A 14,584-nucleotide genomic window follows, 5' to 3' on the forward strand; every position below is an offset into this window, starting at 1 on the left:
AGGAGAGGATGAAACCAGAATTTTTAGAAAGTGCGGAGTTTTATAATCGTCGTTACCATAATTTTTCCAGTCGGGTGATTTTACCTATGTCCCTTCTGCTCGTATTTCTGCTAGGATTTGCAGTTTTTGCAGAGAAGGAGATTAGTTTGTCTGCCAGAGCAACTGTCGAACCTAGTCGAATAATTGCCAATATCCAGTCGACTAGCAATCAACGCATTGTGGCCAATTATCTGGAAGAAAACAAGTTGGTCAAGCAAGGGGATCTGCTCGTTCAGTACCAGCAAGGGGCGGAGGCTGTCCAGGTTGAGGCATATGCCAGTCAATTGGAGATGTTAAAGGATCAAAAAAAGCAGTTGGGGTATTTGCAATCCAGTTTGAAAGAGGGGAGTGATCAATTTCCAGAAGCAGATAAGTTTGGTTATCAGGAGATGTTTCGAGACTATCTCAGCCAAGCTAGTAGTCTTAGAAGTAATGTTTCTCAGCAAAATGCCAGCATCTCTTCTCAAAATGCAGCCGCAAGTCAGAGCCAGGCCGAGATTGGCAATCTTATCAGCCAAACAGAGGATAAAATTCGAGATTACAAAACAGCTAAGTCGGCGATTGAAACAGGAGCTCAACTAGATAGTCAAAATGCAGCCTACTCATTTTATCAGACTTATAAAAACCAAGCTGGAGAAGATCCGCAAGCTAAATCGCAAGTTATTGCACAGGTGGATGCACAAATTACCCAGCTAGAGTCTAGTTTAGCTACTTATCGTGTGCAGTATGCGGGTTCTGGAGCTCAACAAGCCTACGCAACGGGACTGGATAGTCAACTTGAATCCCTCAAGTCTCAGCACCTAGTCAAAGTCGGCCAGGAATTAACCCTTTTGGATCAGAAAATTTTGGAGGCAGAGTCGGGTAAGAAAGTCCAAGGAGGTCTGCTGGATAAGGGAAAAATTACAGCAAGTGAGGATGGGGTGCTTCACCTTAATCCTGAGACCAGTGAATCTACGATGGTTGCAGAAGGAACTCTGCTAGCCCAGCTCTATCCATCCTTGGAAAAAGAAGGTAAAACTAAACTCACGGCTTATCTTACTTCAAAAGATGTTGCAAGGCTCAAGGTCGGTGATTCTGTCCGTTTCACTACAAGCAAGGATGGTAATAAAGAGCTCGTTCTTGTTTCTGCGATTACGAATATTGACGCGACAGCTACCAAGACTGAAAAGGGCAATTTCTTTAAAATAGAGGTGGAGACCAGTCTGACTCCTGAACAGGCAGAAAGTCTTCGCTATGGTTCAGAAGGACGTTTGACGCTAATCACAGGGAAGAAAAGCTATTTGCGCTATTATTGGGATCAATTTTTGAACAGAGAATAATGTTCGTCTTTTTTCGAGATAACTGATTGAAAAACTGTAAGACAAAGGTGTTTTGCAGTTTTTTCTTTACGCAACAAGTACTATTTTGTTAATAGTTCGTAAAAATCTTGAATTTTTGTTTGTTTTGTGGTAGAATGTGCTCAAGTAATACGAAAGGCGAACTTTAAAATGTCAAAAAAACTGATCTATTCGGGAAAAGCCAAGGATATCTATACAACTGAGGATGAAAATCTCATTATTTCAACTTACAAGGACCAGGCAACTGCCTTCAACGGTGTCAAGAAGGAGCAGATTGCGGGCAAAGGAGTCTTGAATAATCAGATTTCATCTTTTATTTTTGAGAAATTAAATGCGGCTGGTGTAGCGACTCACTTTGTGGATAAGCTTTCAGATACAGAGCAACTCAATAAAAAGGTGGAGATTATTCCTTTGGAAGTTGTGCTTCGCAACTACACGGCTGGTTCCTTTTCAAAACGTTTTGGGGTGGAAGAAGGTATCGCATTTGAGACTCCAATTGTAGAATTTTACTATAAAAATGATGATTTGGATGACCCCTTTATCAATGACGAGCATGTGAAATTCCTTAAAATTGCGGATGACCAGCAGGTTGCTTACTTGAAAGAAGAAACCCGTCGTATCAATGAACTCTTGAAAGCTTGGTTTGCTGAGATTGGTCTTAAGTTAATCGATTTTAAACTGGAATTTGGTTTTGATAAGGATGGCAAGATTATCTTGGCTGACGAATTTTCACCAGATAACTGCCGTTTATGGGATGCGGATGGTAACCACATGGATAAGGATGTTTTCCGTAGAGGACTAGGTGAATTGACTGACGTCTACGAAGTTGTTTGGGAGAAATTGCAGGCTTTGAAATAAGCTGTTATAAACGGAAAACCTTCGTCTCTCAGATGTAAGGACTCAGGCTGAAAAGGTCCCCTGGACCTTTACACTCCGTCGTGGCTTGGGAGAACTAACAGATGTTTACGAGATTGTTTGGGAGAAATTGCAGGGTTTGAAATAATCTGTTTGCAAGACTCTCAAGGTCGTTGGGAACATTGCAAGAGTTGAAATAAAGGAATAAGAATTGATGAATAAACGTATTTTTGTTGAAAAAAAGGCTGATTTTCAGGTTAAGTCAGAGAGTTTGGTGAGAGAGCTCCAGCACAACTTGGGACTTTCAACTTTGAAAAGTATTCGCATCGTGCAAGTTTATGATGTCTTTGACTTGGCAGAGGACTTGTTTGCGGCTGCAGAAAAACATATCTTCTCTGAGCAGGTGACAGACCATGTCTTGGATGAAGCGGTTGTGCAGGCGGATCTTGCTAACTATGCTTTCTTTGCCATTGAAAGCCTGCCAGGGCAGTTTGACCAGCGTGCAGCTTCTTCACAGGAAGCCTTGCTTTTGCTGGGAAGTTCGAGTGACGTGACGGTCAACACAGCACAATTGTACTTGGTTAATAACGATATTGATGCGACTGAGTTGGAAGCGGTCAAGAACTACCTGCTCAATCCAGTGGATTCACGTTTCAAGGACATTACGACAGGAATTGCCAAACAGGAATTTTCTGAGTCAGACAAGACCATTCCTAAATTGACCTTCTTTGAAAGCTATACAGCAGAAGACTTTGCCCGCTACAAGGCCGAACAAGGGATGGCAATGGAAGTGGATGATTTGCTCTTTATCCAAGATTATTTCAAGTCAATCGGGCGTGTGCCGACGGAAACAGAGCTCAAGGTCTTGGATACTTACTGGTCTGACCACTGCCGTCACACGACTTTTGAGACAGAGTTGAAGCAGATTGATTTCTCAGCTTCTAAATTCCAAAAACAATTGCAGGTGACCTACGACAAATATATCGCTATGCGCGAGGAGTTGGGCCGTTCTGAAAAACCACAAACCTTGATGGATATGGCGACTATTTTCGGTCGTTATGAGCGTGCCAATGGCCGTTTGGATGATATGGAAGTGTCTGACGAAATCAATGCCTGCTCGGTTGAAATCGAAGTGGACGTTGATGGCGTCAAGGAACCTTGGCTCCTCATGTTTAAAAACGAAACCCACAACCACCCAACAGAAATCGAACCATTTGGTGGAGCGGCTACTTGTATCGGTGGAGCTATTCGTGACCCATTGTCAGGGCGTTCGTATGTCTACCAAGCTATGCGTATCTCAGGTGCTGGAGATATTACAGCACCGATTTCTGAAACTCGTGCTGGGAAATTGCCACAACAAGTCATTTCTAAAACAGCAGCTCATGGTTATTCTTCATACGGGAATCAGATTGGGCTTGCGACGACCTATGTTCGTGAGTACTTCCACCCAGGCTTTGTAGCTAAACGCATGGAGTTGGGTGCCGTTGTTGGTGCAGCTCCAAAGGAAAATGTGGTTCGTGAAAAACCAGAAGCGGGAGATGTCATTATCCTCCTCGGTGGTAAGACTGGCCGTGATGGTGTCGGTGGTGCGACAGGTTCTTCTAAGGTTCAAACAGTTGAGTCTGTAGAGACTGCTGGAGCAGAGGTTCAAAAAGGGAATGCCATCGAAGAACGCAAGATTCAACGTCTTTTCCGTAATGGCGCTGTCACTCGTCTTATCAAGAAATCCAACGACTTTGGTGCTGGTGGTGTCTGTGTAGCTATCGGTGAATTGGCAGACGGTCTTGAAATTGACCTCAACAAGGTTCCTCTTAAATACCAAGGCTTGAATGGTACAGAAATTGCCATCTCTGAATCACAAGAACGGATGGCTGTGGTGGTTCGTCCTGAGGATGTAGATGCCTTCGTTGCAGAATGTAACAAAGAAAATATTGATGCTGTTGTGGTTGCGACAGTGACTGAAAAACCAAATCTAGTCATGTACTGGAATGGTGAAACGATTGTTGACTTGGAACGTCGTTTCCTTGATACAAACGGTGTGCGTGTCGTTGTCGATGCCAAGGTTGTGGACAAGGATGTCAAACTCCCAGAAGAGCGCAAGACAAGTACTGAAGCCCTTGAAGCTGATACTCTTGCGGTACTATCTGACCTCAACCATGCGAGTCAAAAAGGTTTGCAGACCATCTTTGACTGCTCGGTCGGTCGTTCTACGGTCAATCACCCACTTGGCGGTCGTTACCAATTGACACCGACTGAGGCTTCTGTGCAGAAATTGCCAGTTCAACACGGTGTGACTCATACTGCGTCTGTTATGGCCCAAGGCTTTAACCCTTATATAGCAGAGTGGTCTCCATATCATGGAGCTGCTTATGCGGTCATCGAAGCAACTGCTCGTTTGGTTGCTACTGGTGCAAACTGGTCCAAGGCTCGATTCTCTTACCAAGAGTACTTCGAGCGGATGGACAAACAAGCTGAGCGTTTTGGTCAGCCGGTAGCGGCTCTTCTAGGTTCTATCGAAGCACAAATCCAGCTTGGTTTGCCATCTATCGGTGGTAAGGATTCTATGTCTGGTACCTTTGAAGAATTGACCGTACCACCAACCTTGGTCGCTTTTGGAGTTACGACAGCAGATAGCCGTAAGGTGCTCTCCCCTGAGTTCAAGACTGCTGGTGAAAATATCTATTACATCCCAGGTCAAGCTTTGGCACAAGAAATTGACTTTGATCTTATCAAGTCTAACTTTGCTAAGTTTGAAGCCATCCAAGCTGACCACAAAGTGACATCTGCATCAGCTGTCAAATACGGTGGTGTCCTTGAAAGCTTGGCTCTTGCTACTTTTGGGAACCATATCGGTGCAGAGGTGACCTTGTCTGAACTTGAAACAGCCTTGACAGCTCAATTAGGCGGATTTGTCTTCACATCTCCTGAAGAAATCGCTGGAGTGGAGAAAATCGGTCAAACAAGCGTAGACTTTACACTGACTGTCAATGGTGTGAAGCTAGATGGACAGAAACTTGACAGTGCCTTCCAAGGCAAACTGGAAGAAGTTTACCCAACTGAATTTGCCCAAGCCAAAGAACTGGAAGAAGTTCCAGCTGTCGCTTCTAACGCAGTCATCAAAGCTAAAGAAACTATCGAAAAACCAGTGGTTTACATCCCAGTCTTCCCAGGAACCAACTCGGAATATGATTCAGCCAAGGCATTTGAAAAAGAAGGTGCAGAGGTTAACTTGGTGCCATTCGTGACCTTGAATGAAAAGGCTATTGTCAAGTCGGTTGAAACCATGGTTGACAACATTGGTAAGGCTAATATCCTTTTCTTCGCGGGTGGTTTCTCAGCTGCAGATGAGCCAGATGGATCAGCTAAGTTTATCGTCAACATCCTGCTTAATGAAAAAGTGCGTGTAGCTATTGATAACTTTATCGCTCGAGGTGGTTTGATTATTGGTATCTGTAATGGATTCCAAGCCCTCGTTAAATCAGGTCTTCTTCCATACGGGAACTTTGAGGATGCTACTAGTACTAGCCCAACCCTTTTCTACAATGATGCCAACCAGCACGTGGCCAAGATGGTGGAAACTCGGATTGCTAATACCAACTCGCCATGGTTGACTGGGGTGCAAGTGGGTGATATCCATGCCATCCCAGTGTCGCACGGTGAAGGGAAGTTTGTTGTGACGGCTGAGGAATTTGCTGAACTCCGAGACAATGGACAAATTTTCAGTCAATATGTAGACTTTGACGGCAAACCAAGTATGGATTCTAAGTACAATCCAAATGGTTCTGTAAATGCCATCGAAGGAATTACCAGCAAGAATGGTCAAATCATTGGGAAGATGGGACACTCAGAACGTTATGAAGACGGTCTCTTCCAAAATATTCCAGGGAATAAAGATCAATATCTCTTTGCATCAGCAGTTAAATACTTTACTGGAAAATAAGACTTACAGATTTTCTAATAGATAGTATCCGTAATGTAAAAGTCATGTAGATTTAGCTCTTGGTGATTGCAAAAGGTTTGTTTTGCGAGTGAAACGAGCTTCTACCGTATCATTCGGCTCTACTAAAGGAATGATACACAAATAAAAATTAGGTATAAAAAATGACATACGAAGTAAAATCTCTTAATGAAGAATGTGGTGTTTTCGGTATCTGGGGGCATCCAGATGCTGCTAAATTGACCTATTTTGGGCTCCACAGTCTTCAGCACCGTGGTCAGGAGGGGGCAGGAATCCTCTCCAATGATCAGGGGCAATTGAAGCGTCATCGTGATATGGGGCTTTTATCAGAAGTGTTTAGAAATCCAGCTAATTTGGATAAACTGACTGGAACGAGCGCGATTGGGCATGTTCGTTATGCGACTGCTGGCGAAGCTTCTGTAGATAATATCCAGCCCTTCCTCTTCCGCTTTCACGATATGCAGTTTGGACTTGCTCATAACGGAAACTTGACCAATGCCGAATCGCTCAAGAAAGAATTGGAACAAAGAGGAGCTATTTTCAGTTCAACTTCGGACTCGGAAATCTTGGCTCACCTCATTCGTCGAAGTCACAATCCGAACTTGATGGGCAAAATCAAAGAGGCGCTCAGCCTTGTCAAAGGTGGCTTTGCTTATATCCTGCTGTTTGAGGACAAGTTGATTGCTGCGCTTGATCCTAATGGTTTCCGTCCGCTTTCTATCGGAAAAATGGCAAACGGAGCGGTAGTGGTTTCGTCTGAAACCTGTGCCTTTGAAGTCATTGGTGCTGAGTGGATTCGTGATGTAAAACCAGGGGAAATTGTGATTGTGGATGACAATGGTATCCAGTACGATAGTTATACGAATGATACCCAGTTGGCGATTTGCTCTATGGAGTATATCTATTTTGCTCGCCCTGACTCTAACATCCATGGAATCAATGTCCATACAGCTCGCAAACGTATGGGCGCCCAATTAGCGCGTGAATTCAAATATGAGGCGGATATTGTGGTCGGTGTACCCAATTCTTCACTAAGCGCAGCCATGGGATTTGCGGAAGAATCTGGTCTGCCAAATGAAATGGGGCTGATCAAAAACCAATATACCCAACGCACCTTTATCCAACCGACTCAAGAATTGCGAGAGCAAGGTGTGCGGATGAAGCTATCAGCCGTTTCGGGCGTTGTCAAAGGCAAACGTGTGGTGATGATTGATGATTCCATTGTTCGTGGGACAACCTCTCGCCGCATCGTTCAGCTCTTGAAGGAAGCAGGTGCGTCTGAAGTTCACGTTGCTATTGGGAGCCCTGCGCTAGCTTATCCATGTTTCTATGGGATTGATATCCAGACGCGTCAGGAGTTGATTGCGGCCAATCATACAGTCGAAGAGACTCGCCAAATCATTGGTGCGGATAGCCTGACCTATCTTTCGATTGATGGCTTGATTAATTCTATTGGCATCGAAACAGATGCGCCAAACGGTGGTCTCTGTGTCGCTTACTTTGACGGCGACTACCCAACTCCTCTCTACGACTATGAAGAAGAATATCGTAGGAGCTTGGGGGATAAGACCAGTTTTTACAAATAGACGGATAAAGACTCTCCATGAAAGGAAAGGAAGAGAAGATGACAAATAAAAATGCTTATGCCCAGTCAGGTGTAGATGTTGAAGCGGGTTATGAAGTTGTTGAACGCATCAAAAAACACGTAGCACGTACAGAGCGTGCGGGTGTTATGGGAGCTCTTGGTGGCTTTGGTGGCATGTTTGACCTTTCAAAGACAGGGGTAAAAGAGCCTGTCTTGATCTCAGGGACTGACGGTGTCGGAACCAAGCTCATGCTGGCTATCAAGTACGACAAGCATGACACGATTGGGCAGGACTGTGTAGCCATGTGTGTCAATGATATCATCGCTGCAGGTGCGGAGCCCCTCTATTTCCTCGACTATGTGGCGACAGGGAAGAATGAACCAGCTAAGCTAGAACAAGTCGTTGCTGGTGTGGCAGAAGGCTGTGTGCAGGCAGGCGCAGCCCTCATCGGTGGGGAAACAGCTGAAATGCCTGGTATGTATGGCGCAGATGACTATGACTTGGCTGGTTTTGCGGTCGGCGTGGCTGAAAAATCACAAATCATCGATGGGTCAAAAGTAGCAGAGGGAGATGTTCTTCTCGGACTTGCTTCAAGTGGGATTCACTCAAATGGTTACTCACTCGTCCGTCGTGTCTTTGCGGACTACACAGGTGAGGAAGTTTTGCCAGAATTGGAAGGCAAGAAACTCAAAGAAGTCCTTCTTGAGCCGACTCGTATCTATGTCAAGGCTGTCTTGCCACTCATCAAGGAAGGCTTGGTAAATGGGATTGCCCACATCACAGGTGGTGGATTTATCGAAAATGTCCCTCGTATGTTTGCGGATGACCTGGCTGCTGAGATTGAGGAAAACAAAGTTCCAGTGCTTCCGATTTTCAAAGCCCTTGAAAAATACGGTGAAATTAAGCACGAAGAAATGTTTGAAATCTTCAATATGGGTGTAGGTCTCATGCTGGCAGTCAAGCTTGAAAATGTAGCCCGTGTCAAGGAATTGTTGGATGAACCAGTCTATGAAATTGGTCGCATCGTCAAGAAAGAAAACGAAAGTGTCATCATCAAATGAAAAAAATAGCGGTTTTTGCCTCTGGTAATGGCTCAAATTTTCAGGTGATTGCTGAAGAATTTCCGGTGGAGTTTGTCTTTTCAGACCATCGTGATGCCTATGTGCTCGAGCGTGCAGACAAGCTGGGCGTCCTGTCCTATGCTTTTGAACTCAAGGAGTTTGAGAACAAGGCAGACTACGAAGCAGCCCTTGTCGAACTCTTGGAAGAGCACCAGATTGATTTGGTTTGCCTAGCAGGCTACATGAAAATCGTTGGGCCAACCTTATTGGCGGCTTATGAAGGTCGGATCATCAATATCCATCCAGCCTACCTGCCAGAATTTCCAGGAGCTCATGGGATTGAGGATGCTTGGGAAGCTGGTGTGGAGCAGTCTGGTGTGACCATTCATTGGGTGGACTCTGGAGTGGATACAGGTAAGGTTATCAAACAAGTCCGTGTACCACGGCTAGCGAATGATACCATCGAAAGCTTTGAAACTCGGATTCATGAAGCAGAGTACAAGTTGTATCCAGAGGTGCTGGAAAGTTTAGGGGTGGGGAGAAGGTAAGAAGTAAATCAAGTTTTGATTGTGCAATATTGCTAGGAGAAAAAATGATTGAACTGAAATTAGTAGATGAGAGCAGTTTTCAGGCAGTGCTGGATTTGAAAATATCTGATGCTGATGAACGAGCACGTTTCGTGGCTCCAAATGTACGCTCTTTAGCTGACGCATGGCTCTACCGGAAAAACGAAGATGTGTTTCCGATGGCAATCTATTGGGATAAGCAAGTGGTTGGCTTTCTCCTGCTAGAAATAGACAAGGATGAAGCGGAATACTTTATCTGGCGGATAATGATTGATCAGCAGTACCAAGGAAGAGGTTATGGTCGAAAAGCCTTGGAAGTTCTAATCAAAGAGGCCCAGATGGATAGAGCTTGCAGTCATATTACCGCAGATTATGTGGTTGGAAATGAAAAAATGAAGCACCTGTTGACTGGTCTGGGTTTTCAGGAAACAGGATTTATAGAAGAAAATAACGAAGTCGCTATGCGCTTGGATCTAAAGAAAGAGGAATAGAATGACGAAAAAGGCCTTAATCAGCGTCTCAGACAAAGCGGGCATTGTTGAATTTGCCCAAGAACTTAAAAAACTCGGTTGGGAGATTATCTCGACAGGTGGGACAAAGGTTACCCTTGATAATGCTGGGGTGGAGACCATTGCAATTGATGATGTGACGGGCTTCCCAGAAATGATGGACGGTCGTGTTAAGACCCTCCATCCAAATATCCATGGTGGGCTCCTCGCTCGTCGTGATCTCGATAGCCACCTTGAGGCGGCTAAGGACAATAAGATCGAGCTTATCGACCTTGTAGTGGTCAACCTCTACCCTTTCAAGGAAACGATTCTCAAACCAGACGTGATGTACGCTGATGCGGTTGAGAACATCGATATTGGTGGGCCATCTATGCTTCGTTCAGCAGCTAAAAACCATGCCAGCGTGACGGTTGTGGTAGACCCTGCTGACTATGCAATGGTCCTTGAGGAATTATCTGCAAATGGAGAAACGAATTATGAAACTCGTCAACGTTTGGCTGCCAAGGTTTTCCGCCATACAGCAGCTTATGACGCCTTGATTGCAGAGTATTTTACAGCTCAAGTGGGCGAGAGCAAGCCTGAAAAGCTCACTTTGACCTATGACCTCAAGCAACCAATGCGTTACGGTGAAAATCCTCAGCAGGATGCGGACTTCTACCAAAAATCTTTGCCGACTGACTATTCGATTGCATCAGCGAAACAGCTCAACGGTAAGGAATTGTCCTTTAACAATATCCGCGATGCGGATGCGGCCATTCGTATTATTCGTGATTTCAAAGACCGTCCAACTGTTGTGGCTCTCAAACACATGAACCCATGTGGAATTGGTCAAGCTGATGACATCGAAACTGCTTGGGACTATGCTTATGAGTCTGACCCAGTGTCTATCTTTGGTGGAATTGTCGTTCTCAATCGTAAGGTGGATGCTGCGACAGCTGAGAAGATGCACGGCGTTTTTCTTGAAATCATCATCGCACCAAGCTATACGGATGAAGCGCTAGCTATTTTGACCAACAAAAAGAAAAACTTGCGAATCCTTGCATTGCCATTTGATGCTCAAGATGCTAGTGAGGTAGAGGCAGAATACACAGGCGTGGTCGGTGGTCTCCTTGTTCAAAATCAAGACGTGGTCAAGGAAAGCCCAGCTGACTGGCAAGTGGTGACCAAACGCCAGCCAACCGAGACAGAAGCGACTGCACTTGAGTTCGCTTGGAAAGCTATCAAGTACGTCAAATCAAACGGGATCATCGTGACGAATGACCACATGACACTTGGTGTTGGCCCAGGTCAAACCAATCGTGTGGCTTCTGTTCGTATCGCCATTGACCAAGCCAAAGACCATTTGGACGGTGCTGTTCTTGCTTCCGATGCCTTCTTCCCATTTGCCGATAACGTGGAAGAAATCGCCAAAGCAGGTATCAAGGCCATCATCCAACCAGGTGGCTCAGTCCGTGACCAAGAATCTATCGAAGCTGCGGATAAATACGGCTTGACTATGGTCTTCACAGGAGTGAGACATTTTAGACATTAAGAAAATAAAAGGGAAGAAAACAGTTTCTTTCCTTTTTTTGCTTTAAAAGCGAAACGAAACAAGATTAAAACGAACGTTTGTGTTATAATATTAGTAAATAATTCGCAAAAGAGGTTGAAAGATGAAGCTGTTAGTTGTCGGTTCGGGTGGTCGTGAACATGCGATTGCTAAGAAGTTGCTTGAGTCAAAAGACGTTGAAAATGTTTTTGTAGCTCCTGGGAATGACGGGATGACTCTGGATGGTCTGGAATTAGTGGATATCTCTATTTCCGAACATTCTAAATTGATTGAGTTTGCAAAGGCCAACGATATTGCTTGGACCTTCATCGGTCCAGATGATGCTCTTGCTGCTGGGATTGTGGATGATTTCAATGCAGCTGGTCTCAAGGCTTTTGGTCCGACTAGGGCTGCAGCGGAGCTGGAGTGGTCTAAGGATTTTGCAAAGGAAATCATGGTCAAATACGACGTTCCGACAGCAGCCTATGGCACATTTTCAGATTTCGAGGAAGCTAAGGCTTATATCGAGGAGAAAGGCGCTCCTATCGTCGTCAAGGCAGACGGCTTGGCTCTTGGGAAAGGTGTCGTCGTTGCGGAGACAGTTGAGCAAGCAGTCGAAGCCGCTCACGAGATGCTTTTGGACAATAAATTCGGTGATTCAGGTGCGCGTGTGGTCATCGAGGAATTCCTTGATGGGGAAGAGTTTTCTCTTTTTGCCTTTGTCAATGGGGACAAGTTCTACATCATGCCGACGGCTCAGGACCATAAACGTGCCTATGACGGCGACAAGGGCCCTAACACGGGCGGTATGGGAGCTTATGCGCCAGTTCCACACTTGCCAGAGAGTGTAGTTGATACAGCGGTGGAGACCATTGTCAAGCCAGTCCTTGAAGGAATGATCAAAGAAGGTCGCCCGTATCTTGGTGTCCTTTACGCAGGGCTTATCTTGACAGCAGATGGACCTAAGGTTATCGAGTTTAACGCTCGTTTCGGAGATCCAGAAACACAAATTATCTTGCCTCGTCTGACCTCCGATTTTGCACAAAATATCACGGATATCCTCGATAGCAAGGAGCCAAACATCACTTGGACGGATAAGGGTGTGACTCTGGGCGTGGTTGTCGCGTCAAACGGCTACCCGCTAGATTATGAAAAAGGTGTTGAATTGCCAGCAAAAACCGAGGGAGATATCATCACCTACTATGCAGGGGCAAAGTTTTCGGAAAATAGCAGAGCACTGCTATCAAACGGTGGACGTGTTTATATGCTCGTCATCACAGCAGATACCGTCAAAGAAGCCCAAGATATCATCTACCAAGAACTCGCTCAACAAAACACAGAAGGCCTCTTCTACCGAACAGATATCGGAAGCAAGGCAATTAAGTAAAGATATAAGAATAACGCGACGAAGTCGCCAAATACGATAATGGTCGCCGTGGTGAAAAGACCAGAACTATTACTGTTCTGGTCGGGGGGAGATTTGAGACTTAGGCTCAAAGTTTAGGAATGAAACCGAAGGTTTGCTTCCGTCCCCACCACCTAAGACAATTATCAAAAAAGGAAGAAAAAGGATTAAAAATGAAACCAGTAATTTCCATCATCATGGGCTCCAAATCCGACTGGGCAACCATGCAAAAAACAGCCGAAGTCCTGGACCGCTTCGGTGTAGCCTACGAAAAGAAGGTTGTCTCTGCCCACCGGACACCAGACCTCATGTTTAGACATGCGGAAGAGGCTCGTAGCCGTGGCATCAAGGTCATTATCGCAGGTGCTGGTGGCGCAGCCCATTTGCCAGGAATGGTAGCAGCTAAAACAACACTTCCTGTCATTGGTGTACCAGTTAAATCACGTGCCCTTAGTGGCGTGGACTCGCTCTACTCTATCGTTCAGATGCCGGGTGGTGTGCCTGTGGCGACAATGGCTATCGGTGAGGCAGGTGCGACCAATGCTGCTCTCTTTGCCCTCCGTCTCCTGTCAGTAGAGGATCAGGCTATCGCGACAGCTTTGGCAGATTTTGCAGAAGAACAAGGAAAAATCGCAGAGGAGTCTACAAATGAACTCATCTAAAACAATCGGAATTATCGGTGGCGGTCAGCTGGGGCAGATGATGGCCATTTCTGCTATCTACATGGGACACAAGGTTATCGCGCTGGATCCTGCGGCGGATTGCCCGGCCTCTCGTGTGGCGGAAATCATAGTGGCTCCTTATAACGATGTGGCTGCCCTCCGTCAGTTGGCTGAGCGTTGCGATGTCCTTACCTATGAGTTTGAAAATGTCGATGCTGACGGTCTGGATGCTGTCATCAAGGATGGACAACTCCCTCAAGGGACCGACCTGCTCCGCATTTCACAAAATCGTATCTTTGAAAAGGACTTCCTCTCAAACAAGGCACAAGTCACTGTGGCACCCTACAAGGTTGTGACTTCAAGCCAAGATTTGGCAGACATTGATCTATCTAAAAACTATGTCCTCAAGACTGCGACAGGTGGCTATGATGGACATGGGCAAAAGGTCATTCGCTCAGAAGCAGATTTGGAAGAAGCCTATGCCCTAGCTGACTCAGCAGGCTGCGTTTTGGAAGAATTTGTCAATTTTGACCTTGAAATTTCGGTAATCGTGTCAGGAACTGGGAAGGACGTGACGGTTTTCCCAGTTCAGGAAAATATCCACCGCAACAACATCCTGTCTAAGACCATTGTGCCTGCTCGGATTTCTGCAAGTCTAGCTGAAAAAGCAAAAGCTATGGCCGTGAGAATCGCTGAGCAACTCAACTTGTCTGGAACGCTCTGTGTGGAAATGTTTGCGACAGCTGACGACATTATCGTCAATGAGATTGCTCCACGTCCACACAATTCAGGTCACTACTCAATCGAAGCTTGCGACTTCTCCCAGTTTGATACCCATATCTTGGGCGTTCTCGGAGCACCATTGCCAGCTATCAAACTGCATGCGCCGGCCGTTATGCTGAATGTTCTCGGCCAACACGTCGAGGTCGCTGAAAAGTATGTCACAGAAAATCCAAGCGCTCACCTCCACATGTATGGTAAAATAGAAGCGAAGCACAACCGCAAGATGGGGCATGTGACTGTGTTTAGTGATGCGCCAGATGAGGTGGAGGAGTTTGGGAAAGGGATTGATTTTTAG

11 protein-coding genes are annotated in these 14,584 nt (G+C 45.6%); all 11 read left to right on the plus strand.

Going from position 1 to position 14,584, the window contains the following annotated elements:
- The first annotated feature begins 8 nt into the window (after window positions 1-8).
- The 11 genes from comB to purK all read left to right on the plus strand — a co-directional run bounded on the left by comB (window position 9) and on the right by purK (window position 14,584).
- Window positions 9-1,358, plus strand: coding sequence for a competence pheromone export protein ComB (comB, locus tag SNAG_RS00480; protein ID WP_096405764.1), 1,350 nt, complete (start codon window positions 9-11; stop codon window positions 1,356-1,358).
- Window positions 1,359-1,526: 168 nt separating this feature from the next.
- On the plus strand, window positions 1,527-2,234 hold the full coding sequence (gene purC, locus SNAG_RS00485; RefSeq protein WP_172842366.1) for a phosphoribosylaminoimidazolesuccinocarboxamide synthase: 708 nt from the start codon (window positions 1,527-1,529) through the stop codon (window positions 2,232-2,234).
- Between the two features lie 211 nt (window positions 2,235-2,445).
- On the plus strand, window positions 2,446-6,171 hold the full coding sequence (locus tag SNAG_RS00495; protein WP_096405768.1) for a phosphoribosylformylglycinamidine synthase: 3,726 nt from the start codon (window positions 2,446-2,448) through the stop codon (window positions 6,169-6,171).
- Between the two features lie 161 nt (window positions 6,172-6,332).
- Window positions 6,333-7,775, plus strand: a complete 1,443-nt coding sequence (gene purF / locus SNAG_RS00500; RefSeq protein WP_096405770.1) for an amidophosphoribosyltransferase — start codon at window positions 6,333-6,335, stop codon at window positions 7,773-7,775.
- Window positions 7,776-7,813: 38 nt separating this feature from the next.
- Window positions 7,814-8,836, plus strand: a complete 1,023-nt coding sequence (gene purM, locus SNAG_RS00505) for a phosphoribosylformylglycinamidine cyclo-ligase (RefSeq protein ID WP_096408784.1) — start codon at window positions 7,814-7,816, stop codon at window positions 8,834-8,836.
- Entirely contained in the window at window positions 8,833-9,384 is a 552-nt protein-coding gene (gene purN, locus SNAG_RS00510) for a phosphoribosylglycinamide formyltransferase (RefSeq protein ID WP_096405771.1), read from the plus strand. Before purM ends, purN begins: the two co-directional genes overlap by 4 nt.
- Before the next feature lie 44 nt (window positions 9,385-9,428).
- The gene (locus tag SNAG_RS00515; protein ID WP_096405773.1) at window positions 9,429-9,893 is read left to right on the plus strand and encodes a GNAT family N-acetyltransferase; all 465 of its coding nucleotides are present in this window, start codon (window positions 9,429-9,431) and stop codon (window positions 9,891-9,893) included.
- Between the two features lies 1 nt (window position 9,894).
- The gene (gene purH / locus SNAG_RS00520) at window positions 9,895-11,442 is read left to right on the plus strand and encodes a bifunctional phosphoribosylaminoimidazolecarboxamide formyltransferase/IMP cyclohydrolase (RefSeq protein ID WP_096405775.1); all 1,548 of its coding nucleotides are present in this window, start codon (window positions 9,895-9,897) and stop codon (window positions 11,440-11,442) included.
- Window positions 11,443-11,563: 121 nt separating this feature from the next.
- Window positions 11,564-12,826, plus strand: a complete 1,263-nt coding sequence (gene purD / locus SNAG_RS00525) for a phosphoribosylamine--glycine ligase (protein WP_096405776.1) — start codon at window positions 11,564-11,566, stop codon at window positions 12,824-12,826.
- 191 nt (window positions 12,827-13,017) lie between these two features.
- Window positions 13,018-13,506, plus strand: a complete 489-nt coding sequence (purE, locus tag SNAG_RS00530; protein ID WP_000805606.1) for a 5-(carboxyamino)imidazole ribonucleotide mutase — start codon at window positions 13,018-13,020, stop codon at window positions 13,504-13,506.
- Entirely contained in the window at window positions 13,493-14,584 is a 1,092-nt protein-coding gene (gene purK, locus SNAG_RS00535) for a 5-(carboxyamino)imidazole ribonucleotide synthase (RefSeq protein WP_096405778.1), read from the plus strand. The genes purE and purK overlap by 14 nt, the downstream gene beginning before the upstream one ends.

This window comes from Streptococcus sp. NPS 308, from assembly GCF_002355895.1.
GTDB lineage: Bacteria > Bacillota > Bacilli > Lactobacillales > Streptococcaceae > Streptococcus.